This window comes from Flagellimonas oceani (genome assembly GCF_011068285.1).
Classification (GTDB): domain Bacteria; phylum Bacteroidota; class Bacteroidia; order Flavobacteriales; family Flavobacteriaceae; genus Flagellimonas; species Flagellimonas oceani.
This window is the reverse complement of sequence record NZ_CP049616.1, coordinates 549,722-573,107: the sequence shown is the minus strand read 5'-3', so window position 1 is coordinate 573,107 and position 23,386 is coordinate 549,722. Positions and strand designations below refer to the sequence as shown.

General features: G+C 43.3%; 21 protein-coding genes and 1 pseudogene. 7 read left to right on the top strand and 15 right to left on the bottom strand.

Going from position 1 to position 23,386, the window contains the following annotated elements:
* Positions 1–29 precede the first annotated feature (29 nt).
* From GVT53_RS02670 to GVT53_RS02630, 9 genes are all read right to left on the bottom strand, one after another.
* On the bottom strand, positions 30–803 hold the full coding sequence (locus tag GVT53_RS02670) for a tetratricopeptide repeat protein (protein WP_166247298.1): 774 nt from the start codon (positions 801–803) through the stop codon (positions 30–32).
* Between the two features lie 4 nt (positions 804–807).
* Positions 808–1,230 (bottom strand): hypothetical protein, encoded by a 423-nt coding sequence (locus GVT53_RS02665; protein WP_166247297.1) that lies wholly within the window; start codon positions 1,228–1,230, stop codon positions 808–810.
* Positions 1,231–1,384: 154 nt separating this feature from the next.
* Positions 1,385–2,491, bottom strand: coding sequence for a WG repeat-containing protein (locus tag GVT53_RS02660; protein ID WP_166247296.1), 1,107 nt, complete (start codon positions 2,489–2,491; stop codon positions 1,385–1,387).
* Positions 2,492–2,497: 6 nt separating this feature from the next.
* Positions 2,498–3,736, bottom strand: a complete 1,239-nt coding sequence (locus tag GVT53_RS02655) for a hypothetical protein (RefSeq protein ID WP_166247295.1) — start codon at positions 3,734–3,736, stop codon at positions 2,498–2,500.
* A 1-nt stretch (position 3,737) separates the two neighbouring features.
* Positions 3,738–4,301, bottom strand: a complete 564-nt coding sequence (locus GVT53_RS02650; protein WP_166247294.1) for an RNA polymerase sigma factor — start codon at positions 4,299–4,301, stop codon at positions 3,738–3,740.
* A gap of 17 nt (positions 4,302–4,318) precedes the next feature.
* The gene (locus GVT53_RS02645; protein ID WP_166247293.1) at positions 4,319–5,188 is read right to left on the bottom strand and encodes an LEA/WHy family protein; all 870 of its coding nucleotides are present in this window, start codon (positions 5,186–5,188) and stop codon (positions 4,319–4,321) included.
* A complete protein-coding gene (locus GVT53_RS02640; protein WP_166247292.1) occupies positions 5,185–7,527 on the bottom strand; it encodes an FHA domain-containing protein in 2,343 nt (780 codons plus the stop codon). The genes GVT53_RS02645 and GVT53_RS02640 overlap by 4 nt, the downstream gene beginning before the upstream one ends.
* A 5-nt stretch (positions 7,528–7,532) precedes the next feature.
* On the bottom strand, positions 7,533–8,369 hold the full coding sequence (locus GVT53_RS02635; RefSeq protein ID WP_166247291.1) for a M48 family metallopeptidase: 837 nt from the start codon (positions 8,367–8,369) through the stop codon (positions 7,533–7,535).
* A 60-nt stretch (positions 8,370–8,429) separates the two neighbouring features.
* Positions 8,430–9,953 carry a PcfJ domain-containing protein gene (locus GVT53_RS02630; RefSeq protein WP_166247290.1) on the bottom strand — a complete coding sequence of 508 codons (1,524 nt, stop codon included), beginning with the start codon at positions 9,951–9,953 and terminating at the stop codon, positions 8,430–8,432.
* A 342-nt stretch (positions 9,954–10,295) separates the two neighbouring features.
* Here GVT53_RS02630 and GVT53_RS21000 point away from each other — a divergent pair.
* Positions 10,296–10,711: pseudogene (locus GVT53_RS21000) on the top strand (integrase core domain-containing protein); the annotation flags it as partial.
* A gap of 126 nt (positions 10,712–10,837) precedes the next feature.
* On the opposite strand, the gene GVT53_RS21230 reads toward GVT53_RS21000, so the two are convergent.
* Entirely contained in the window at positions 10,838–11,041 is a 204-nt protein-coding gene (locus GVT53_RS21230; RefSeq protein ID WP_166247287.1) for a hypothetical protein, read from the bottom strand.
* A 346-nt stretch (positions 11,042–11,387) separates the two neighbouring features.
* On the bottom strand, positions 11,388–13,073 hold the full coding sequence (locus tag GVT53_RS02610; RefSeq protein ID WP_166247286.1) for an AraC family transcriptional regulator: 1,686 nt from the start codon (positions 13,071–13,073) through the stop codon (positions 11,388–11,390).
* 338 nt (positions 13,074–13,411) lie between these two features.
* Between GVT53_RS02610 and GVT53_RS02605 the strand changes: the two genes are divergently transcribed.
* From GVT53_RS02605 to GVT53_RS02590, 4 genes are all read left to right on the top strand, one after another.
* Positions 13,412–13,708, top strand: coding sequence for a hypothetical protein (locus GVT53_RS02605; RefSeq protein WP_166247285.1), 297 nt, complete (start codon positions 13,412–13,414; stop codon positions 13,706–13,708).
* Positions 13,708–13,968, top strand: a complete 261-nt coding sequence (locus GVT53_RS02600; RefSeq protein ID WP_166247284.1) for a hypothetical protein — start codon at positions 13,708–13,710, stop codon at positions 13,966–13,968. Before GVT53_RS02605 ends, GVT53_RS02600 begins: the two co-directional genes overlap by 1 nt.
* A 5-nt stretch (positions 13,969–13,973) precedes the next feature.
* Entirely contained in the window at positions 13,974–14,849 is an 876-nt protein-coding gene (locus GVT53_RS02595; RefSeq protein ID WP_166247283.1) for a helix-turn-helix domain-containing protein, read from the top strand.
* Positions 14,850–15,011: 162 nt separating this feature from the next.
* The gene (locus GVT53_RS02590) at positions 15,012–15,377 is read left to right on the top strand and encodes an integrase core domain-containing protein (protein WP_166247282.1); all 366 of its coding nucleotides are present in this window, start codon (positions 15,012–15,014) and stop codon (positions 15,375–15,377) included.
* A 177-nt stretch (positions 15,378–15,554) separates the two neighbouring features.
* On the opposite strand, the gene GVT53_RS02585 is transcribed toward GVT53_RS02590, so the two are convergent.
* From GVT53_RS02585 to GVT53_RS02570, 4 genes are all read right to left on the bottom strand, one after another.
* Positions 15,555–18,725 (bottom strand): efflux RND transporter permease subunit, encoded by a 3,171-nt coding sequence (locus GVT53_RS02585; protein ID WP_166247281.1) that lies wholly within the window; start codon positions 18,723–18,725, stop codon positions 15,555–15,557.
* Positions 18,726–18,761: 36 nt separating this feature from the next.
* Positions 18,762–19,826: an efflux RND transporter periplasmic adaptor subunit gene (locus GVT53_RS02580; protein ID WP_166247280.1), complete on the bottom strand. Its 1,065-nt coding sequence runs from the start codon at positions 19,824–19,826 to the stop codon at positions 18,762–18,764.
* Positions 19,827–19,834: 8 nt separating this feature from the next.
* Complete coding sequence (locus GVT53_RS02575) at positions 19,835–21,172, bottom strand: TolC family protein (RefSeq protein WP_166250397.1); 1,338 nt, start codon at positions 21,170–21,172, stop codon at positions 19,835–19,837.
* A gap of 99 nt (positions 21,173–21,271) precedes the next feature.
* On the bottom strand, positions 21,272–21,712 hold the full coding sequence (locus tag GVT53_RS02570; protein WP_166247279.1) for a PaaI family thioesterase: 441 nt from the start codon (positions 21,710–21,712) through the stop codon (positions 21,272–21,274).
* A gap of 175 nt (positions 21,713–21,887) precedes the next feature.
* Here GVT53_RS02570 and GVT53_RS02565 point away from each other — a divergent pair, with 175 nt between their 5' ends.
* Both GVT53_RS02565 and GVT53_RS02560 read left to right on the top strand, forming a co-directional pair.
* Entirely contained in the window at positions 21,888–22,406 is a 519-nt protein-coding gene (locus GVT53_RS02565) for a TetR/AcrR family transcriptional regulator (protein ID WP_240905121.1), read from the top strand.
* Between the two features lie 64 nt (positions 22,407–22,470).
* Entirely contained in the window at positions 22,471–23,385 is a 915-nt protein-coding gene (locus GVT53_RS02560) for a lysophospholipid acyltransferase family protein (RefSeq protein WP_166247277.1), read from the top strand.
* Position 23,386 lies beyond the last annotated feature (1 nt).

The following is a 23,386-nucleotide window of genomic DNA, read 5'->3' as shown; positions in this document are numbered from 1 at the left end:
GTTCGGTCGTTTCCTAAATGTACTAAAAATCAATGTTGTTCTTGGATATGAGCCACCATTTTGCATGCCCCATCATGGCCTTGTCCACAAGCTTTGTTGAACCATACCTTTGCCTTGCCCAAGTCTTTCGGAATTTCCACCCCTTCATAGTAGAGGTTGCCCAATGTCACATTTGCATTGGTGTTTCCTATATCCGATGCTTGTTCAAATAGCGGAACGGCTTTCTGATTGTCTTTGGGCACTCCCTGGCCCTTGAGGTGCATGATTCCCAAATTGAATATCGCCGGGGCATATTTCTTTTTTGCCGATTTTTGAAAGTATGCAAAAGCCTTGGAATAGTCTACTTTGACATTTTTTCCAAAATAGTATGTACAACCCCTTTCATAAAGGGACTTTCCGCTTTTTGGAAAGAACCAAATCACCGCCAATATTACCATTAATATCCAAAGAGAAAAACCCCATAGCCAATCCGTAAATGGTATTTCGTAAGACGGCAGAGGATTCGGGAGACTACCGTTTTCTTGAAAGGATAAAAGTTGTTGGTTATCCAGTGGATAGTACGATCCAAACTTTCCTTTAATGCCCAAAACGTAGCCATCATCCTTTATGTAGACTCCCATAAAGAAGAATTGGGAAGTGGTCTTATATCCTAAATAAAGATCTTCCCCATTCGAACCCTTTATGTCAACATCCATAATTTTTTCTATGCGTTCGCTTTTTCCGAAAAGACCCCTGACCCTTTTGGCCATGGCTATGTTTGGAACGAGGGCCATTAAGAATACTATCAAAACAAATTTTTTCATTATTTCAGTTTTGATGGTTATAATTAGAGTTTGATCTACTTACTTTTTTGAAAGCCCATTTCCTGGCTTCTTCACCAAACCGGGTATGCTCTCCGAGCAAGTCCCTAAAACTGTGCGATTCGAAAAATGCACAACCAGCACAAAACGATACCTCGCTTTCCGAATCATAGAGACCTTTAACGTAGACTTTCTCCAAATTGGTCAATTTGATAACTTTTTGTTCTTCCAATGCCTCACATAGCACTACCGCCAAATATCTTTTTCCGGTATCATTCGAGAAAAGCAGCTCACGGATCTTTTCATGTTCCGATCTTTTTATGGCCAACTCCATTTCCAAAACCAACTTTGTTGGTCTGCCGAAAAAAGAGCAGTGAAATCCTATGACTGACCGTTGTTCTTGTGCATTTTGGGAGTATCCATGTTTCATCCCTGATATTAGGAACCAGAATAGGAAGGAAATAATCAATAAAAGTGGGGGTAATTTAAAGCTTATGTAATTTAAGGTCTTCATCTTCTGTTTGGTTCATGTTTACATACATGTATAACCATAAAATGAAAATATCATCTTTTTTTTACGACTTCTATTCTTTTATCCGTTCAAAGGGTGAGCTGCATTTTCTGAAAATTCCCAAATAATCAAGGCTTATAGGAATGACTTCTTCGCCGTCGGTATTGACCGCGCCCCATTTTTTTTCAAATTTGACCGGGGCCAAACCGTAGGAAAACCTTTTGGCTTCCCAGTACCTTAAAGGAACTACCTCGTCCCCATAACTATTTATAAAGCCTCCAAGGGAATTTACAACGAAAGCAAACCCGTCTTTAAAACCATGAGTCATAGAAAACTTGAATGGTATGACCTCGATTCCATCTCTATTGATGAAACCATATTTGTTACTGAATTGAACCGCTGCCAGGCCTTCAGAAAAAGCTTGGGGTTCATTGAGCACATAATGGAATGGGGGTTCCTCATTATATTTAAATTCAGTAATGGGATTTCCTTGGGCATCAAGATATCCCCAATATTTATCTTTCGCCACGGCAACCCTGCCCTCAGAAAATATACTGGCATGCTCATATTTGCCAGGAATTGTTTCATTGCCCCTCTTGTCTATAAAACCATAACCGTTTCCAAATTCTACACGGGCCAAACCTTCTGAAAATTCCGAGGCATCGGTATACTTTAAAGAAATGATCTCGTTACCTATTTTGTCGATGTAGCCCCATTTCCCATTTAATTCGACTTCGGCCAAACCTTCTTGAAATTCGTAGGTAGTGCTATACTTTGGGGGTATGACCATTTCGCCAAGTTTATTGATGTATCCCCATTTTCCATTTGTTTTGACCGCGGCCAGACCTTCTGAAAACCCATAAATTTCTTCAAATTTATTTACGTCGATTTCTTCTCCATCTGTATTTGCTATGAAGGACTTCTCTTCTAGTTTTAACTTGACAAAACCATCATTAAAAAAATTATAGGAACCATCTATGTCAAAAATGGGAGGAATCACGAATTCTCCCACAGTATTTATGAAGCCGCATTTTTCTCCAAGCACTACCTTCGCTAAGCCTTCATAAAAACCAAAGGCCCTATCAAATTGGAGCGGTATTTCAAAATCGCACGCTTTATTGATATATCCCCATTTTCCGCGAACGAGAGCCGGGGCAAGGATTTTGTCTCTTTTTTCCATTCCCATTTATCTTTCTTCGTAAACTACTGTTTTTATGGGTTCCCTTGTTATAAAAAGGCGTGCCAATCTGTTCGTGGTAATATCAACGGTAACTAAGGGCGTCGCATCTTTTGCATCTTCATCCAAAGCATAAATTTGACTGTCCTGGACCAGGTAATAGTAATATCGTCCAGCTTCTTCCACACGGTATACCATTGCCTTTTCCAAATCCAGATCGGCTTGGATTATAAGTTCCAACTGCCGTTCTTCTTTATTGAAAAAATATGTTTGTTCTCCACTATTGTCATTATCAAACCTAACCAACAATTCCGATAGGACAGTTGAAGCATTTTGGACGCCAACAATGTTCACGGTTACCTCTTCTTGGGATGGAACTGATTTAATGGGTCTATTGAAAAGTGTATTCACCCCCTTGTTGTTGCGCTTTGCATCAACCTTTATCAACGGTAACCTCCGTTTTGTTTTTTCCAGATCATAGTAGTCGTTTTTATACTTAAGAAAATAGCCAGATTCCTTGTTCTTTAAAATCCTAAGGGACAGGGCTTCCAATTTCCCCATCAATGGACGACCGTACAATTTGAAAACACCGTCATGAAAAGTATAGGAAAGGGACCTAGAGGATTGATATTTTCTTACCGCTCTGCTTGGAAGGGTTTTGTAACCACCAATAGCCAATTGTACCTCGCTCTCTGTGTTGGGATTTTGAACACTGTCGTGTTTTTGTAAACCATCGGTATTCTCTCGATTGACCAGATTGTCATTATCCTGCACTCTATCAATATCTGGGTTATCTAGCTTGTTTTCTTCGACCAGTTTTCCCTCATCCAGATCAAAAATGGAATCGGTCTTCATTGTGGATGTTGTATCCACGTCCACCACGGTGGGTTCGGTGTTTGATGTTGAAGGGCCGTACTGATTGAACAGTAAAATGGCCCCACCGATTATCAAACAGGCTGCTATTGCCCCACTATAAATGAAAAGTCTTCGATATCTTCCGTTTGGTCGGTCTGAAGTTGGAGTTTCTTGGTTTTCTTGATACTCTTTATAGTACTTTCGTAAGCGGTTCTTTAATTCTGCCTTTTCTTTCTTGGTTATTCCCTCATATATTTTTTCATAGACCCTTACCTCTTTGGCAAAATCGGGATTGTGGTGCATTAATTCCTCTACCTCATCTTTTTCCGATGGGGCCAGTGTACCTCGAAGGTACTTGTCTATCAATGCTATGTACTTTAAATCCTCTATCATTTTACTGTTCTAAAGCGATTATGTCCTCGTACGAAATGCTGGACCTTAGCTTTTTGAGACATCTTAATTTTTGCTGGCTTGCCGACCGGGCGCTTGAGTAGTTGAACCTTTCGGCGATATCCTCCATGCGCATGCCCAAAAAAATAGCGGTTTCCAGAAGGGATTTGCACGGTTCCCCCAAGCGTGACATGGCCCTGCCCAAATAATCCTTTAATCTGGGCCCTCGGTGGGTAACCTCATATATCAGTTCTTCTTCAAACTTGCTTTCAAAACCATTGGCTTCCCTAGGTTGCTCGTGGCGCTTTCTTCGGTTGAGTTGGTTAAGCCACTGTCTTTTGGAAATTTCAAACAGGTATGTGCTTATTTTACTTCTTTGCTCGTATTTTCCCGATATGACATTCTTGTAAAAGACGATTATCGCTTCTTGGAACACATCGAGCGCATCTTCCTCGTTCCCATTGTTTCTGCAAATCCAGCTTTTTACCATCCCCAAATGGGCATATAACTGCCCAAGGCATTCCTCGTTACCTGATTTTAGCTGGCTTAAAAGTTCTTGGTCAGTCATTTGGTCAAAAGGCTTTCTTAAAAACTTATTTCAAGCAGGTCTTCTATGGGCACATTGAACCTATACCCCTCTATAAGTACTTGTGCCTCCCCCAAAATAACAAAATTCACTTTTTGATCGGTCAGCCAAGAGAATTTCATTTGTTTCAACAAGTCCAGATTGTTCAAGGTAACCTGTAAAGGAATTATTTGTGACCCCATGGGTTTCTGATCATATGGTTCTTCCAACGTCCAATGTGCTACGGATTCTTTAGCCTTATCTAGATAAAAGCCCAGCTCCAAACTATCGATTTGATATGCAATGGGCATTTGGTTGATGGCCTCCATTTCGAGTCTGAGTTGCGTTTTTCTTAAAGAAGGTAGCTTGTCACTGGATATGGAGCGTAACTTAAAATTTTTACCATAGTCCAAGTTTTGCTCAATCTGGGTCAGAATAGCTTCTTTGGTATTAAGATGAATTTGGTCATCCAATCCTATACTGAAAGAGTTCAACATAAAGCTGACCTTTCCGTTTCCCTTGAGCTCAAAAGTCGAAGAGTCCGAGGTAAGCAGTTCGGGATAAAATGTGCTTAACCTTTTTAGGCTTATTTTGCAGCTTACAGGGATTCCTATGGTATCATTTGCATTTAGCGCAATCTGTTCCTTTAGGAATCCATTGCCCACCAACGAGTCCCTATAGTAGATTTCCATACTGGATTGGCGCAATTTTGTCCTGACATTGTTTGGGTTGTAAACAATGTAGTCCATCCCTACCATAAGGGTGTCATTTTTGGAATTCAAAATGGCAATGTTGTCGATGGCCACGAATTCCGGTCTCTTGGCACATGAGATAATGACAGAAAGGACGGCAAACAGGACTGTTGCCTTTATTTCGGTTGTTATTTTCATAGGGCATCCTTCTTTTTAAGTGATACGAAAATCAGCAGGTAAAAAAGCATGCTGAGAATGGCGATGGCCAGAAGGTTCCTATCAAACCCATCAAAGAGACTTCCTATCAATTTTCCTTGGTCCACCAGTTTTTCATTATAAAGGTCCAATATTCGAAGGGCTGAGGAAGGGGCATCCCGTACCCCGTTGGCAGGAGGGGGCAGTGCCACTGTAGCAATTACGGATTGTGTGGTATCGACAGTGCCTTCCAAATTCGGGGATGCCCCGTCCTGTACCCGTGCCAATCCCTCGGTGCCCCATCTTCCCAAAGTGAAAAAGCTCAACAGTTCCACAAGGATATTGTTTATTTTGGTCATTACCCCTGCCAACATAATCTGTGGCATCAATGCAATGGGCACCACTGTCATCACCTTTTCAGTATTGTTGAAGGTCGCTGAGAGCCAAAGCCCTATGAGTGACGCCGAAACGGAGATATAGAACATGAATGCCGCGCTTCCCCAAAACGAGCGAAGGAATATCTCTTCAAAGTCGGGGTGGGAGTTCCACTTAAAGTTAACATACACAATGCCCACAAAAATTAGGGTCTGAATCAGTGCGATGAGCGCAAGAACCGCCCATTTGGAAAGAATATATGTATTGATGGCCAAATTGAACATGCGCTCCCTTTTGTAAATGGGAAGTTCCCCGACAATTTCCTTGGCGGCATTACTGACTCCGAACCAAATCCCTGAAATGGCCATCAAGAAAAGAACCCCTATCTGGAACTTGTCAAAGACCAAACAAACAAGCCCACCTATAATAACAGGTTGTGCCAAGAGAAGTCCGAGGTTCCCCCTGTCGTTGACCTTGATTCTGAAATACCTGGAAATCAACCAAAACAATTGCAGCCAATGGGAGTCTTTCCGCTCTTTTTTGATTTCCTGGTTAATCGTCCTAGGCACACTTTGCTTGGGCGGTTTTTGATAAAACTTACCAACCACCTCGAAATCGCTCATTTTGCTGTAAACCTCTACAATATTGCCCACTTCAAAATGGGCTGTCAATAAATCCGCTGATCCTTTAAAGACCAAATGCCCCTGTACTCCCAGAAATATGACCTCATCCACATAACTGAGGTCTTCTGGTTTGTGGGTGACCATGACTATAGTAGTCCCATTGTGTGCCAATTCTTTTAAGCTGGTCAAGAAACCCTCTATAGTTTCAGGATCCAGTGGAGAGGTGGGTTCATCCAAAAAGAGGATGGTAGGTTCGGTCAAAAGTTCCACGGCAATGGAGACACGCTTGCGTTGACCGCCAGATAGACTACCTACTTTTATAGTCCGAATATCTTTCTCTTTGTCTTGGTCCAGATTTAGATCGGAGATGACCTTGTCTATTCTTTCATTGATTTCTTCATTGGTCGTATCATCCGGTAAACGCAATTTGGCGGCATAGAACAAGGTCTTGTAAACGGTCAGTTCCCTATGGACAATATCATCCTGTGGTACGTATCCTATCTTTTTTTTGATTAAGCCAAAATTTTCTGCCAGCGAAAGTCCATGAATCAGTACTTCCCCAGAAGTGGCGGGATTCTCCCCATTGAGACATTTTAATAAAGTTGATTTTCCGCAACCTGAGGGACCCATCAATGCCACGAACTTGGATTGATGGATATCCAGTGACATATCTTGGAGTCCGATTTTGTTGTTCGGGTATTTTTTTTGGATGGCACGGGCCATAATGGCACTTTTGATTTTTCTTAGGTCTCTGGGACCATTACCAAGTGTTATGCTGTAAAAGGATATGGTGATAGTATCACTGTCGTTCAGCTTTGTCTTGGTCTTTACTTCTTTTCCGTTTAGATAGGTCTTATTGGTGGATCCTAGGTCCTCAACCCAAAAACTTCCCTGGGAATATGACAGCAGGGCATGTTCACGGGTCACCGTAGGGTCTTCCAAAACAAGGTCATTACTTTTTTGGCGTCCAACTTTTAAAACCCCTTTCGCCATTATTTTTTGTTTGAAATCGGATGGACCTTGTCTTTCAATTTCTTCTTGTTCCTTTTTTTGGGTAGGTTTTTCAGTGGAAAGGTAAAAGGTTAAAGAAGCGATATTGACCATATCCCCTGGTTTCAAACTTGACCAAACATTGGGCTGCAAGCGTTTTTCGTTCACCTTGGTACCATTGGCACTCTCCAAGTCGATGATAAAGACCCCTTCTGATCTTCTTTCAATTTGGGCATGCTCCCGGGAGACCCTTCCACCGTCCACTTCAATCTCCGCACCGTGTCCATTTCTTCCAATGGTCAGCTTTTTCCCCGGCTCAAGGGGTATCGACCGCGTATTGTAAATTAAATACATCTCTTTTATCTATTGTTGTCTATGTAGGAGTGTATGCAGTTCTTTCTATGTTCTGCAAAGGGGTGTGTCGAAGTAAGCTTTCTTAGCAAATCCTGTTTTTCATATCGCTCCAATTTTTTGAAGAAATCCGCAAACCGGTTCACATCGTAACCTGCGGCCTTGGCAAGCTCAAAGCCGACTTTGTCGGCCTCATATTCGTCAATTTGATCAAAGGGCGGGGCCAGTGTTTTGTTGATTTTACTAGCTATTTCCGCAAAACCTTCCATTCGGGTCATATCCCCTAGATCAGTGGAGAGTGTGAGCTTGGTCACTTTACGCTGGGTGTGCAATCGGTCCTCATGGGCAACCTCATGACCAATGATGAAGGCCAGTTCGTCATAGGAATCCACAAAGTCCAATAGTCCGGTAGTGATATAGAGATAGCCACCAAGAGTGGCGAAAGCATTGATTTCATCCGATTTAAGTATGCTCAATTTGTAGTTTATCCCTTTACGGGAAACGTTCTTTGAGATTTTTTGTAGGATTTCCTCGACCTTTTCCTTGGCAAAATGGGTGTTGTCCAATTGGCCCAACAAGACGTATCGGCTGTAAATTTCCCTGCCGATGGAGCTTTTGGAATTACTGCTGATATAGAGTGCAAAATCAAGCCAATTGTTCTCCGCCTGTTTCAATAGAAAGGCGGGGCCATCAAATGCATGGCCACAGTTGTTCAACAAGGCTGCATCTTCAACTTTGGAGGTGTAGACGGCTATGGCCTCGTCAAGTTTATCCAAGGGCAGTTCCTGTGCACCGGACCATTTAAAAAGGAGAATGACTAGAAGAGTGGAAAAGGTTGGTTTCATCTTGTTTTTATGGTATATAACCAAATGTAGCAAATGTCATCTTTTAAGTGGAAAATTTCCCTATAAATCTTTGCTACAGACACTTGACAACCACTGCTTGGTCACTTTGGATTCCTCCTCCGAAGGTCTTCTGTTGCCTTTGCCCAAGCACTGTACCAATATGCGGAACTTTGGACTTATCTCGATTGTAATGGCCCTGTTTCCATTCTTTTTCAGGGAGAAAATTGCCGAAGTGCCCGAGGCGCACCTTCCTGCATAGGTTCCCACACAATGGCGCATAATCCGTCCTTCTTCATACAATTGTTTGCCGTTGGTCAGTTCCACAAAATCCCATATATTGTCCTTCCCGTCCGTAAAGGTCCAATCCCAATAATGCCCCTCCCATTGGTATCCTACCCATGAGGGCAAGTATCGGGAGGCCAAATATTCCTCGCTGGCCGCGAGCACGTTGTTCACCGTCCTCCCTTTCCATGTAAATTCCGCTTCATTACCATTACGAGTCGCTTCAGTATATCGATGAAGAGCCCAATCAATTATTAGGTTGCTTTCCTCGTCGCTTATTGACTCTCGGTTCCTAATCAACCATACCACCGTGTTTTTCCAAAATCTGCGATAAGCCTCATCGGACGTCCGTTCCGTCGGGTCAATCACCAGTGAACGACTGTACATAATGCGCATGAAGTCCTGTTGGTTCCCTCCCAACCTTCGTATTTCTGCATAGAGACATGATTCCATGGGGTAATCGGTGTTGGGTGCGTCTTTAAGAAAGTGCTGGAATTTATTGGAAATATTCCATCCAAAGTATTCTGACGCGTTCTTAAGACTTCCACCTTGTCCAATAATCAAGTGCCAGCATATCCACTTGAAGGGAATGTAATTTCTTTCAAAGCCACCATTGGTATTTGGGAACCATTGTTTATTGAGAAAACTGGGTACATCGTATGCTGTGAAAAGGTGATCAAGGATGTGTTTTCCGCTTTCCGGTGTCCAAGATTCGGGACCTCTCAACCAAAAAGGGGACAACAAACTGCACCACTTTGCAATAAACTCCCCATGTTCTTGGCCTACCGCCTTTCTGATTATTTCAATATTTGATAGATCACCAATCGCTTTTCGTAGGCATTCCACGGTCTTGTCCATAGTGTCTGGTAGATTATTCAAATCCTTAAAATAGGAGTGCAGTCTTTCCTCGATTTGGTTTCCCGGCACCAAGGTCTTTTGAAGTTTTTGTAGACTTGAATCCCAAGGCAGCTTATCGCCGACATTTAACTTCTGAACCGTCCTTTCCCGGCTGATGACCTTCTCGTACACCCTTTGATAATTGTATTCGCAGATATCCTCTTGGCTTCCCATTCCAATGTCGCTATAATAGCAATCAACACAACAGTGGAAACCGGGAATATAACCATTCAAAGCGGCCAAAGGGTCCCTTAGGTTGTTCCAGTACATATCATGGACATGGCCTCCAGATTTGTCTAAATGGTATTGTTCCAGTTCTTCCTCCAAAGAAGTCTGGGAATTCTTCAATCCATAAAATCGTTGCCAACGCCAGTTGTGGGGTTTTTTGTAAAACTTACGGCCCATTTTAGAATGCTTTTGATTAACCTCTAGTAGTATATAACTAAATTAATGTAATGTCATCATTAAAGTTTGTTTGGAAGCAGATTGAACGAAATTTATTGGTTTGACAGTATTCTTAATGGTATTTTAAATCCAGTGTTTAAAGGGATGATTTATTTTGTTTATTTTCATTGATTTACACGTTTTTATTGATATTCGTGAGTATCATAAAATAGATCGAATTTTAGAATGGTTTTTTCCAAAAAATGTTTGGCTTTCTGTTTGATGTATTAAAAAAGGAAACTTCCGAACACCAAAATCTACCTTTTTTAAAGCACCCGTATTCAAATTCCCACTAGTCTTATTGTTGATAACTGGTCGATGGGCAAGACCTTGGGGACTACAGAAACCATAATTCCCGCTTGGAAGATGGCGGTAAGGTCGAAGGATATCACGGACAGGCTTATTTTCCATTCCGATAGGGGCTCGCAATATTCCAATTACGAGTTTACCGATATCCTAAAAGAACATAATGGTACAGTGGTACAGTCAATGAGCAGAAAAGGGATTGCTGGGACAATGCAGTGGCGGAATCTTTCTTTAAGAGCTTGAAGGTCGAATGGGTGTACCATCAAAATTATGGCTTCAGGTCCGAAGCGGAACTATCGATACTCCAGTGGATAGAGATCTGGTACAATAGAAGGAGGATACACTCGACATTGGACTATAAAACCATAGAGGAATTTGAAAACGAAATGTATAACCAAAAATCAGCGGCATGACTCTTATCTGTTGTCCACTTTTTTGTTGCAAGTCCATTTTCTTTATAAGCTGTAAAATGGATAAAAAATTAAGCTCGTCCTTTTCGTTCAGCTCATTAATTATATCGACCCCTCTGGTCTTTTCTTTTAAGAGTTGATATTTAGCTTACTAAATGATGAAGTGCCTTTGAATGCTCTTTTTAATTTCTCATTTTTATTATCCCAAAATTCCTTTTTTATAGATTGACCTAGGCTTATGGAAGTTGTTTTTCGAAAATGAGTTAATCGTAAAATAATAGCATCTTTTTTCTTCCTATGCGTATCTAAAGAAAGTTTTATATTGGTATTCATCCTAATCAAAGGTAAAAAAATTTGCACGCAAATAGCTGATTTTATTTGAACTTAAATGAACTCAAAATCAAGTAACATACTGATAAACAAATTTATATGAATTTATTTGGACTGATTTGGTATGGTAATCCTCTTGCTGGCAGGCAGCAACTGTTCGGCAACACAATTTTCCCAACCTCCATCGCGTGAGGGATTGCAGTGAAAAGCCCTGAATCCTTGCCATCAGGCCTTGCAACGGAAAGCCCGGTCCCTAGGGACACGCCCAAGAAACAACTAAAGTATTATGGCCCGCTGTCAGGGTTAGGCCTAATAAGCATTGATATTCAATGCCCTACCACCCCTTGTTTTATTTTGTCCTTAACCGCTCCATAAAGAACATCGGGGTAATGCCCACCCGGGATTTAAAGGCCTTGATAAAGGTGCGTTCACTATTGAAGCCCGCTTCCCCGGCAAGGGAACGATTGCTATAACGGGCCAGCTTTTGATCTATTTTCATTTGTTCAATGATATGGTCCACCCTAAGATCATTGATGTATTCTGTTACCCGTTTTCCCTTATAGTGGGTAATGATCTGGGACAGGTACTTTCCGTTCACTTCGACCAGGACCGCCAGTTTACCCGCGGACATTTTGGGGTCGAGAAAATCCCGACGGACTTCAAAACGTTCCAGACGGACCAATACGGCATCTATCTTCTCCCGGGATATATCCAAAGGATGTGATGGAACACTATGGATTTTTTCCGGCTTACGGGCAGGTGGGTTTTCCCCGGCAAGGATGGCCTCAAACCTTTTTTGGTACAGCTTTCGGGTACGTCGGTAGTGCCAAGCCAACCAAAGCATCAGGATGGACAATAGTACCACTACCCCAACACCGATGTTTTTCTGTCTCTCCCTGACGCTTAACATCCCGAGAATGTGTTGTTTTTCCCGTTGGATACTTTTTAGGTCATAACCATGCTTGACCCTATCATCCAGGTATTGGTGCTGTTCCCGTAAAAAATCAATGGCCGAAATATGCCTGTTCAGATAGGCCAACTGAAGATCAGGTCTATCTTGGGCTCCGTAGTATTCCGCTAGGTAACTAAAGGCTCCCAGCAGTTCAGCCTTGATATAGTTCCGCTCCATAAAGACCGTATCCACCTGCTTAAAATATCTCACCGCCCTTTCCCGTTGTCCCGATGCCCAATGGCAGCGTCCCAAGTAAAACCCGGTCAATACCTCATTGGCAAAATCGTTGCCCTTGTACCGTATCAACTGTAGACCGCTGTCCAGATACTTTATCGCCATGGGATAGTCGCCCTGAAGGGCATAATTGATGCCCTCGGACTGTACAAAATACCTGTCCAAGCTGTGAAATTCCAGCCGTTGCCCCTCTTCCATCCCCAAGGTATTGACCTTACGGCTCAGGCCATAATTTTCCATCTGCTGGTGACAACGCCCGAGGAGCAACAGGGAATTGAGGTAACCGGGCACACTGTGCTCCTTAAAATACCCTAGTCCCTTGTTGAGCAAAACGACCGCCTCATCATAATGCTCGGTGTAGTATTTGACCAGGGCGATATTGTACTGAAGCTTATGGTGCAGGTAGGCATCATCGATACGGGCCAGGTACTCATCGGCCAAGAGGTAATTCTCCAAGGCCCGTTTGTACTCTTTTTCGCTGTAGAACACAATTCCCTTGGTGAGATAAGTGGAGCCGATCAAGGCAGTGTCCATGACGGATTTGGCGGTGGAAACCATACTGTCCGCATACGCGAGCCTGGCCTTGCCAGAAGAACGGTGAAGGTAGTTTTTATAGCCTTGCACCCACTGGGTGGCATTGTTTTCTTTCTTGGCCTTCTCCAGATAGGCCTTCAGATAACTACCGCGGGCTATAGTATCCTTCCCTGAGCTTCTGATCCGTTCAAACAGCACATAATATTCCAGTCCCAATAGGGAATCGACCTGTCCCGTAGGATCTTGGGCCCATAGGGTGCCCATGCCCATGAGGAACAGGGAAACGATCAGTTTTCCAATCATCGGTTGCTGCATGGCAATAAAAATATACGGGGGAACCATCCTACTGCCATCCTTTTGGTACCTACTGCTCTTTACCAGTATGAAAAATGAAAGCGGGATTTCCCTAAGATACTATAAAACGTACGTTTTTACTTACATACTTGTTAAAAATCCACCATGACGATTTCAGGAAAACCATCTGCCCTTTTCGGGAAATCACCGAACAAGCCCTTGCACGGATACCCGAATCACCCCTAGTTTTACATCGAATTCAATCCTTAAGGCTTCCGTACCATCGGCGGTCAACAAGGTTCAGATTACCCGGGTGAGCATGGACCGATTCAAATATTGGTCAATTAAAATCCATTACAATGAAACATTCCATTTACACCTTTGCACTAGCCATGGCAACACTTGTGGCCTGCACGCCCGATACCCTTTATGACGACTATCCACTAGGGGATAGCCTCGCCTCACCATCAAAACAACAGTTGCCACTGCAACCAATGGCCCATGACACCGACCCCGTCATCGAAGATGAGGACTGGGACCTGTCGATCCCCAACGCAGTTGGGAACCCACAGGTTCTCATACGACAACGGACCAATCTCGATTTCGATTCCATTGCTCCCATGCCAGAGGCCGAACCCTTTAGCCTGGAAAACTGATGGAATCCCGTGACCGTGCACAACGAAAATGGCAGCTCCTTTGGCCCGTGACCCTAATGGCCATCAACCTCTGTGCCATTTGGATTGTCATTAAGCTGTTCGGTTACGATCAACTGGTGGATCATTTTAATCCGGAAGGTATCACAAGACGTGTTCATCCCGGAAAACCGGCCCTGCTCTTGTTCATCAGTGTGCTGTGCAACCTATTCCTAACGCTCAGCACATTGTTTTCAAAGCTCATGGATATCGGAGAACGCTGAACCTTTTGGGACGGTCAGATAGCCATGGAAAGCAACCGGTAGCGGGGCTGGTTATCCTTTTTATCAAGGAGAGCAAGCAAGTAAGTACGGTACATACCCAATTTGGCAGGCTGCACGCCCTGCTGTTTCTTGTCAAAAAAGGGCGGATCCAAATAGTAATTGAGCAAGTCGCCCGGATGCTTTATCCTGGCCGACTCCTTTTACTGCCCCAAGGGAGAAATTGGTTCCTCCAGCAATCCCTTTCCCCTATTGAAATGGGCATTGTTGGCCTTGATTCAAAACAGATTCATGTAGATACCTCCAGGGCATTGCCCATGAGCTTATTTAAGTATTGGGAGCGACAGCCCCGTACCTTGGACCTTAAAACCAAAGAACTGCATTGGTTGTTGAAACTCTTCGTAATCCTCAAGGCCAAGATCCATCCTACTACTCCCTCCCCTGTCCATGGAATTGTCCTTCGCTATGGACTCCATATGCTATTGTGGGAACTGGACCGTTTGATTCAAAAAGAAAAACCTGTGACATCTATCATGCACACCGCCGGACATTTTTTGGTATTGCAATTTATGGAATTGCTCGCCCGCCATTACAGCTCTCAGCACCAAGTAGGTTTTTATGCCAAGCGTCTTCGGGTTACACCGGACCACCTCTCCAGGGTCATCAAAAAGAATACGGGCCGAACGGCCAAGGACCATATCCAGCAGCTCTTGACGCAAGAGGCCAAAGTACTGTTAAACGGCCCGAGATCCATCAAGGAAATTGCCTATCTGCTCGGGTTCAACACCGCCTATGCGTTCAGTAAGTTCTTTAAGCGCAATGCATCCGTATCCCCAACATCCTACCGTAAACAGCACCGGAAGAGCCCAAATGACCCAAGATAATATCAAAACAAGGTGGGGTCGGTGAATTCCAGTGAAGCCTCGTTTTGGTCGCAATGACCAATATAGGTCATTTGATTGCTAATTATTGTCATTGACCATTACGATGTATAATCCAAGCATCTTCACCGGTCGCAGAGCACCGACCTGAGCGCGGGGAATACCGTGATAGCGGCATGGAAAATGGCCGTGGGCAACAGGCCCCCGTCCGAAAGGTCGGTCTTCCATTCGGACAGGGGAATCCAGTACGCTTGCCAAGAGTTCGTCGACCTGTTGGAAAGCTACAGATGTGTCGAACGGAGCATGAGCTGTAAGGGCAACTGTTGGGACAATGCCGTTGCCAAGAGCTTTTTCAAGTCCATCAAGGTGGAACTGATCCATAGAAAACGGCATGCCGGCAAGAAAGAGGCCGCACTCTCGGTATTCGAATGGATAGAGACATGGTACAATAAAAGCAGAACACACTCCGCATTGGGGAACATGACGATCGACGAATTTGAAAATTTAAGTAAAATCAAAAATGCGGCTTAACTTTTTGTCCGTTTTTTTGTTGCAAGTCCAAAGCTCTGCTTTGGGCTTTCTTAAGACAATTATTAAATAAAGTGTGGTTAGGAGGAGGTCACTACTCTGACAAGCGGGCACCAAGGACTACCATGGCATAGCATTTTAGATGTCGATAAAGCTCAGCCGCCGGACACGGCCAGCATATCAGAGTGTGTGGTCCGGGTTAAAGCCATCTACCAATTTTTTATGCTCGTAATCGGCCACCATAAGCTCCTCATAATCAGTTTTTGTTCCCTTGGTAAACTTATGCACTAATTTTTCCATTAAATTATATATTACCGGTACTATTATCAAGGTCAGGAAAAGCGAACTTATCAATCCCCCTATGATAACCCATGCAAGACCGTTTTTCCATCCCGATCCCGGGCCTGAGGCCAAAGCAATGGGAAGCATCCCGAAAACCATGGCAATGGTGGTCATCAGAATCGGGCGCAGACGTGCGTGGTTGGCCTGTATCAAAGCGTTCCTGACCGTTTCCCCCGACCGGACCCTTTCGTTGGCAAAGTCAACCAGGATGATGGCGTTTTTACACACCAGCCCGATCAGCATAATTATACCAAGAATGGTAAAGATGTTCAGGGAATTGTTCGTTAACGCCAATGCCAGCAAAGCTCCGATGAACGATAACGGAATGGAAAAAAGAACTACGAACGGGTGCACAAAACTGTCGTACAGGGAAACCATTACCAAATAGACCAATATAACAGCCGCCAACATGGCAATTCCCAGTGTTCCGAACCCTTCCGATTGTCTTTCTTTATCCCCTCCCCATACATAATTGACACCCGTAGGCCGTTCGACATCTTTAAAGGCAGCTTCCCATTCATCCGCGACCGTACCGGCCGGCCGGCCTACGGACTGACCTTTTACGGTAACCGACGCGGTCTTGTCCCGGCGTTCCAATTGGCTCGGGCCCAACGTTTCCGTGATGTCGGCGAATTGTGAGAGTTTTACTTCTTGTCCTTGATTGTTCGTAAGGATCAGATCCCCAACATCGGCAATGTTTTTTCTATCAAAACTATTGTAGCGTATGTTAATATCATATTCATATTCCCCTGCCCTGAATTTGCCATCGGTATTGCCGTTAAATGCGGTCTGCATTGTCAATCCTACCGTTTGTAACGATAAGCCGAGGGAGGTCATCTTATCCCGATCTACCTGAACATTGATTTCAGGGTTTCCCGTTTCTACGGACAATTCGATTTCCGTGGCCCCGGGAATTTTATATAGTTCCGCCTCGGCCTTTCTGGCAAAGACCATGGCACTATCCAAACTAGGCCCGGTCACGACCAAGGCCAACGGGGCTTCCTCCGCCACTCCCAAAAGACTTATAGGTACGGTCTTCACCTTGGCGCCTACCAATATTTTCTCTAAACGACGTTTTGTTTTGGCTGCAAATACATAAGAATCGTCATCGCGTTCCTTTTCATCTACCATTTGAACGTTGATTTCCGCTTTGTAAGCGGTGGCCTGTGAAGCACCTAAGCCCTCGCTGGTCTGGCCTACGGTAGTGATAAGGCTCTTGACCTCTTCTTGGGTATTCAAAAAGGCCTCTGCTTTTTGGGCCATAAAATTACTTTGTTCCAATGAGGCATCTTTCGGTAGTTCTATCTGCACCAAAAATTCGCCCCTATCAGATGCGGCAAAGAATTCACCTCCTATAAATCCTGCCCCTACCAAGGCAATCGAAGCAAAGAAGATAACCAAAACGATGGACAACGTGGTCTTATAATGATCCAGGCACCAAGTCAATAAACCGGAGATCCAATTCGTGAAACGTTTTAATTGTGTTTCGAATTTGATGATAAGCCTACCGAACAGGTTTTTACCAGTGATATGCTCCAATTTTCCGAAACGGGACGATAACCAAGGAATAATGGTAAACGATGCCAACAGGGACAACAAAGTCGAAATTATGATGGTCACACAAAATTGGGTAATGATTTTTGACACCAGACCGCTGCTCATGGCGATCGGAAAAAAGACGACCACGATTACCAGCGTTATCGAAGTTACCGTGCCCCCTATTTCAGCGGTACCATCATAGGCCGCACGGACACGGTTTTTGCCCATTTCCATATGCCGGTAAATGTTTTCGAGTACAACGATGGCATCGTCCACCAAGATGCCCACCACCAGAGACAGTCCCAATAAACTCATTAGGTTCAAGGTATAGTCCAAAAACAAAAACCCTATAAATGTCGCTATCAACGATGCGGGTATGGACACCATTACAATTAGCGAGTTTCTTAAACTGTGCAAGAAGAAGAGCATAACGATCGCTACCAATAATACAGCGATCAATAGGTCATGGATTACCGAATCGGCCGCCTCCAAGGTAAAAACAGTACTGTCATTGGCGACATTGAGCTTGAGGTCTATGGCTTTATAATCGGTCTCGAGCTGTGCTATCCGTTTCAATATATCCTCGCTTACGGCCACGGCATTGGCATCGGACTGCTTAATTACCTGCAATAGGATGGCACTTTTTTGATTTACCCTTGCAATTTTTTCGGGTGTTTTTTGACTGTCCTGAACATCCGCAATATCACTGAGCCTCACTTGGATGCCATCTTGATCCGCGACCACTAGATTACGCAGCTCTTCAACGCTTTTATATTTTCCGGCCAATCGGATCAATATTTTTTGCTGCCTGGTCTGAATATTTCCTGTGGGGAAATCCAAATTCGAGGCCAGGATGGTCTGTTGGACCTGTGGTATGGAAAGGTTATATCCCTGAAGTCGGTCGGCATCTAAATTTACCTGGATTTCCCTTTCTTGTCCCCCGATCAAATTTATCTGTGCAACACCATTGACCCGGGAAAGTAAAGGGGCAATTTTTTTATCGATCAGGTCATAAAACTTGATTTCATCCATCGTGCCATTAGCACCAATTGTCATGATCGGAAGGTCGCTCAATGAAAATTTGCTTAAGGAGGGTGTTTTGGCATCATCTGGCAGATCACTGATAATAGCGTTGATCTTCCGTTGTGCATCGTTTAGGGAAAAATCAACATTGGCATCATCCGTCAAGGTAATCGCAACCGTGGAAAGACTTTCATAAGAACGCGATTCTATTTTTTTGATGTTCTCCAGAGAGGCAACCGCATCCTCTATTTTTTTTGTCACGGTATTTTCGATCTCGTTGGGCGAGGCACCGGGGTAGATAGTGGCGACGGTTATGACATTTCGGTCGAATTTGGGTATCAATTCATATCCCAGTTGGTTATAACTGAACAGGCCCCCGAGGGTAAGTATGGTAAACAGCACAATGACCAATGAAGGTCTTTTTATGGAAATTTCAGCTAATTTCATAGTATGAAATAAAATGTTAGAGGTTATTGTCCGGTTCTAGTCGATGATATCTATCTTGGAACCGTCCTGTAGATTGATCTGACCGGTAACTACTACGAGTTCATTGCTGTCCAGACCATCCAATATTTCGACCTTATCACCGAATATTCTTCCGGCCGTTACGTCGGTCAGTTTTGCAACTCCATCCTCGGCCACAAAAACCTGGTTACTGCTTACACTTCCCAAGAACGCATTTCTAGGGGCCACCAGTATCTTTTCGCTTTCCCGGTCCGACGAGGTGAACGTTGCCGTTCCGTACATGCCCGCCTTCAGGGCATTGTCCGGATTGTTCGATATCTCGATTTCCACCGGAAAATTCAAACTGCTATCCGATTTCGGTGCTATAAACGTAATTTTTCCAGAGAATGTCCTGTCAGGTAAAACACTGGCTTTTATATTTACCGGGTCGCCCACTTTTAAACTGGCCACTTGGGACTCGTTGACCGTAACCCTTAGTTTCAGTTTCGAGACATCGACAATGTCGAACATTGGAGTTGCCGCTCCTAGAACAGAACCCGGTTCGATATAACGTTTGTTCACAACTCCTTTTATCGTAGCTTTTATGTTGACATCCCCTGCATTTACCTTGGCCTGTTCCAGTCTCGATTGTGCGGTAACCAAGGTCAGCTTGGCCTGGTCCATTTGTTGTTCGGTCACTCCACCGGTTTTTAGGGCATTTTCAAAACGTTTATAATTTGTGGCCGCATTCTGATAGGCAGCTTCAGCAGCGTGCAGTTCTGCCGATACCTGTTCACTTCTCACAATTGCCAAAGTTTGCCCCACTCTGACATGATCGCCTTCTTCTACCAAAACCCTAACGACCCTACCTGGCTTTTCCGCAGAAAAATCCAGTTCCTTAAAGGGTTCGAAGTTCCCATTGGCGGTAAAATTGAGGGAACTGGTTTCCGTTTTTACCGTATCCACTTTTACGGCGACGCTAGCATTTTTTTGTGCAACGATATCCGTCTTTGTTTGATTTTCCTGTTTATTGTTCATTAAGGTAAAGGCGATCAAGGCCAATGCCACTACAATTACAAGTATGTATATTACGTTCTTTTTCATCGTGCTTATTAATTTGTTAATGTCCTTAATTCCCCTATGGCCTTCAACAACAGAATTTCTGCCAGTTTGTATTGTAAAATTGCGGTGTTAAAGTTGTTCCTGGCCTCGGTCAAGGCGTTTTCCGCATCCAATAGATCCGTTAGCGGAGCCAAACCTTGGACGTAATTGTTTCTGGTATTGTCCAAAACTGCCTGTGCCAACCTGACATTTTCGTTTTGATTGTCGATGGTCGCAACACTATTGTTTATTTGGGTTCGGGCATTTTCGTAATCAAGGTCCAAGGCCAATTGGGTATCCTTGATATCCTCTTGTAAGATCTTCAGATCGATATCGGCCTGCCGTACTTTGGAACGCGTCCCAAAACCAGCGAAAATGGGAATTTTCAAACTCAATGCTATCGATGAAAAATCGGACCAATATACATTGTCCTCCGGCTTTTTGAACCAGGGAAGATCCGGGCCTTGGCCAAGATAGTTGTACCCACCTGTCAGGGAAAGCGTTGGATAATATTCCGCCTTGACCGCCATTTTCTGGTAGGTCAGCAATTGTTCCTGCTTTTTGAGAAGCAGATACTCCGTTCGATTCTCGGTATCCGGGGATGAAACTACCTCCCTTGGCCTGAATTCGAACTCGATTTCCGGAATTTCGATTTGGGCGGTTATGGGCATACCCATAAAAAATTTCAGGGTATTTTCTTGAAGTTGTAACGCATTGTTTATCTGGAGCCGTTGGGTCTCGAGATTTGAAATTTTAACAATGATCCTGTCCAGATCGATTTTCTTCGCCAGCCCATTTTGTAACTGGCCCTCAATGATATTTTTTGCCTTGATCGTATTTGCCAACGTACTATCGAGTACTTGAAGGTTTAACCGCTGTAGATATACCCGATAATAACTATTGGCTACCTTTTCTATTACCTGCTCTTGTGTCAATAGATTATTGATCTGATAAAACTCACGGGTAGTTTTAGCGGCTTTTAAACCCGTGAAAACCGATTGGTCAAATATGGTCTGGTTCAACGAAACACCAAAGACCGAATTCCATTTTTGCCCCAAAGTTGCCTGTATAATGGTGCCCGGTTGCCCAAAGGAACTTCCATCGATCACATTGGTCTGTAGAATGGGATTATAGACCAAACTACCGTTCCCTGTGATCTGTGGCAATGCCCGCGAACGAACTTCCTGGATTTGGTACTCACTATTTTCAATTGCCAGCTTCGATTTTTGTGCATCGGCCTTGTTCTCAAGTGCATAGGTGACGGCCTCCTTTAAACTAAGCTGTTTTATTTCTTGGGCATTGGCTACGCAAACAAGGCATAAAAGGGAAATGCTTAAAAATTTTTTGATCATAAACGGATACGTATTTAATGGGAAGAAATTTTTGGATGTCCTATAGGCTTTTTAAGATACCTCTTTTTTTATGCATAATTCTTTATCATTTAAAGTCTAGGAGCCATTTCTATATATGCTATAGATACATCTTGCCAAAGCCACTGGATCCTTTTGTCCACTTTGGAAAAGTTCCACGTCCACTACGGCGGTCGCCTTACCACTTTTAACGATCTTTGCCTTGGCCAAAATATCCCCTTCAACGGTAGGATGGAGATAATCGATCCGCATATCCAAGGTATTTATCCTGTCCTGTAAGGAATCGAGGGTCGTCGCTCCGGCAGCCCCTCCCGCCGTATCGGCGATAGCCGCCAAAATACCTCCATGCCATCGTTTTTGCAGATAATCTCCTATAAATTCTTTCTTAAAAGGGACTTTGATGCTCACGTACCGAGGTTTGATCTCCATGATTTCCAGCCCCAATATTCTATTGGCCGGCATCATGTTTTCAATGGCATGCTTTAGAAACAAATGGTCATCCTGCCCTTTTTCCTGCATTGGTCTTATTGTAAAATTTAAAAGAATAATATTTTTCTTTTGCGAATATAAACACTATTTTCGACTTTATAACTATAATAGTCGAATGGTCAAAAATAGAGACGCCGATATTTTTTTGTCAATACTTGATTCCGCCAAGAAAAGATTTTGCCGTTATGGCCTTAAAAAAACAACCATGACGGAGATTGCCGGGGATATAGGTCTGTCGAAAGCATCCCTGTACTACTACTTCCCCAATAAGGAAGGACTATTCAAAGAAGTAGTAAGTCAAGGACATAAAACACTTTTGAACGAGTTTGAAGGACTCCTTTCCTCGAGTGTTCCGGCAGAAGAAATATTACAAGGTTACCTAGAAAAACGACTGAACTACTTTCGCGAATTTGTGCACCTCAATGCTTTGAACCTGGAATCCATAAACAGTTTGAAGCCCGTTTACGCCCGCCTATTCGAAAACTTTCGCAAAGCAGAAATACGGCTTGTGGGTGAAATATTGGCAAAAGGTATTGCCACCCAAGATTTTCAAAATCTTGATATCGCTTATTTTTCCGAATTGTTCATTGCAATCTTCCAAGGGTTGCGGCACGATGTAATTATTAAAAAAGACACCATAAATATCACGGAAACCGAATATTCCTTATTGCAGAAACAATATGAAAGCGCATTGAATATGTTCATGAAAGGAATCAAAAAATAAATTGTGGGCCCTTAGAAAAAGGAAACCAATTATTTGTTGCCTGTGAAATTATAAATTTTATGAAATGAAAAACAAGATGCTGCCCAAAATAAGGTATTTGCCTTTTTATGCAATCTCGGCCCTGCCGATGCCCGTTCTGTACTTGTTATCCGACTTGTTGTTTATAGTGGTCTATTACCTAATGAAGTATAGAAGAAATGTAGTATCGGACAATATCAAAAAATCCTTTCCCCAAAAGCCACCAATCACTCGGAGAAAAATCGAAAAGGACTTCTATCGGCATTTCTGTGATATACTTGTCGAATCCATTAAGACATTGACCATCGGTAAAAAGTCGGCGATGAAACGTTTGCGTATAGAGAATCCGGATTTGGTTGAACATTATTTAAGCGAGAAGAAGAATATTTTGCTTTATACGGCCCATCAGGGAAATTGGGAATGGATGATATTCCTGCCCCTTTTTTTTCCATACCGATCGAATACATTTTACAAACCGATCAAAAACCACTATTTCAATGGCCTATTTAAAATTATCAGAGAGCGATTTGGTGTCCATTGCATTGAATCCAACAAGGGATATAGGACCATTATAGACCTTGAACGAAAGAATGTCATTATGATGAATTGCATTATCGGTGATCAAAGCCCTGTCAGGATCAGTGCCAAACATTGGTGCCATTTTTTGAATCGGGAAACGGCTTTTTTCGTAGGGGCCGAAAAGCTTGCAAAAAAAACCGGTGAAGTTGTTCTGTTTCCTTCTTTCAAAAAAATAAGAAGAGGGTGCTATGGACTGCGTTTTAGTTTAATTACGGACAATCCCGTTTCCATGAGAACCAATGGGATTATAGAGGACTATGCAGGGGCATTGGAAAACGTGATCTTGAAATCGCCGGAACTTTGGCTATGGAGCCATAGAAGGTGGAAGTTAACTGCCGGAACATGGAATTTTAAGGTTCCCGGCATTATCTGGTCTATATAAT

What these genes read in the sequence shown, in the direction of transcription:
- GVT53_RS02670 (WP_166247298.1), bottom strand. Translation starts at nt 803, where the DNA reads ATGAAAAAATTTGTTTTGATAGTATTCTTAATGGCCCTCGTTCCAAAC.
- GVT53_RS02665 (WP_166247297.1), bottom strand. Translation starts at nt 1,230, where the DNA reads ATGAAACATGGATACTCCCAAAATGCACAAGAACAACGGTCAGTCATA.
- GVT53_RS02660 (WP_166247296.1), bottom strand. Translation starts at nt 2,491, where the DNA reads ATGGAAAAAAGAGACAAAATCCTTGCCCCGGCTCTCGTTCGCGGAAAA.
- GVT53_RS02655 (WP_166247295.1), bottom strand. Translation starts at nt 3,736, where the DNA reads ATGATAGAGGATTTAAAGTACATAGCATTGATAGACAAGTACCTTCGA.
- GVT53_RS02650 (WP_166247294.1), bottom strand. Translation starts at nt 4,301, where the DNA reads ATGACTGACCAAGAACTTTTAAGCCAGCTAAAATCAGGTAACGAGGAA.
- GVT53_RS02645 (WP_166247293.1), bottom strand. Translation starts at nt 5,188, where the DNA reads ATGAAAATAACAACCGAAATAAAGGCAACAGTCCTGTTTGCCGTCCTT.
- GVT53_RS02640 (WP_166247292.1), bottom strand. Translation starts at nt 7,527, where the DNA reads ATGTATTTAATTTACAATACGCGGTCGATACCCCTTGAGCCGGGGAAA.
- GVT53_RS02635 (WP_166247291.1), bottom strand. Translation starts at nt 8,369, where the DNA reads ATGAAACCAACCTTTTCCACTCTTCTAGTCATTCTCCTTTTTAAATGG.
- GVT53_RS02630 (WP_166247290.1), bottom strand. Translation starts at nt 9,953, where the DNA reads ATGGGCCGTAAGTTTTACAAAAAACCCCACAACTGGCGTTGGCAACGA.
- GVT53_RS21230 (WP_166247287.1), bottom strand. Translation starts at nt 11,041, where the DNA reads ATGAATACCAATATAAAACTTTCTTTAGATACGCATAGGAAGAAAAAA.
- GVT53_RS02610 (WP_166247286.1), bottom strand. Translation starts at nt 13,073, where the DNA reads ATGCAGCAACCGATGATTGGAAAACTGATCGTTTCCCTGTTCCTCATG.
- GVT53_RS02605 (WP_166247285.1), top strand. Translation starts at nt 13,412, where the DNA reads ATGAAACATTCCATTTACACCTTTGCACTAGCCATGGCAACACTTGTG.
- GVT53_RS02600 (WP_166247284.1), top strand. Translation starts at nt 13,708, where the DNA reads ATGGAATCCCGTGACCGTGCACAACGAAAATGGCAGCTCCTTTGGCCC.
- GVT53_RS02585 (WP_166247281.1), bottom strand. Translation starts at nt 18,725, where the DNA reads ATGAAATTAGCTGAAATTTCCATAAAAAGACCTTCATTGGTCATTGTG.
- GVT53_RS02580 (WP_166247280.1), bottom strand. Translation starts at nt 19,826, where the DNA reads ATGAAAAAGAACGTAATATACATACTTGTAATTGTAGTGGCATTGGCC.
- GVT53_RS02570 (WP_166247279.1), bottom strand. Translation starts at nt 21,712, where the DNA reads ATGCAGGAAAAAGGGCAGGATGACCATTTGTTTCTAAAGCATGCCATT.
- GVT53_RS02565 (WP_240905121.1), top strand. Translation starts at nt 21,888, where the DNA reads ATGACGGAGATTGCCGGGGATATAGGTCTGTCGAAAGCATCCCTGTAC.
- GVT53_RS02560 (WP_166247277.1), top strand. Translation starts at nt 22,471, where the DNA reads ATGAAAAACAAGATGCTGCCCAAAATAAGGTATTTGCCTTTTTATGCA.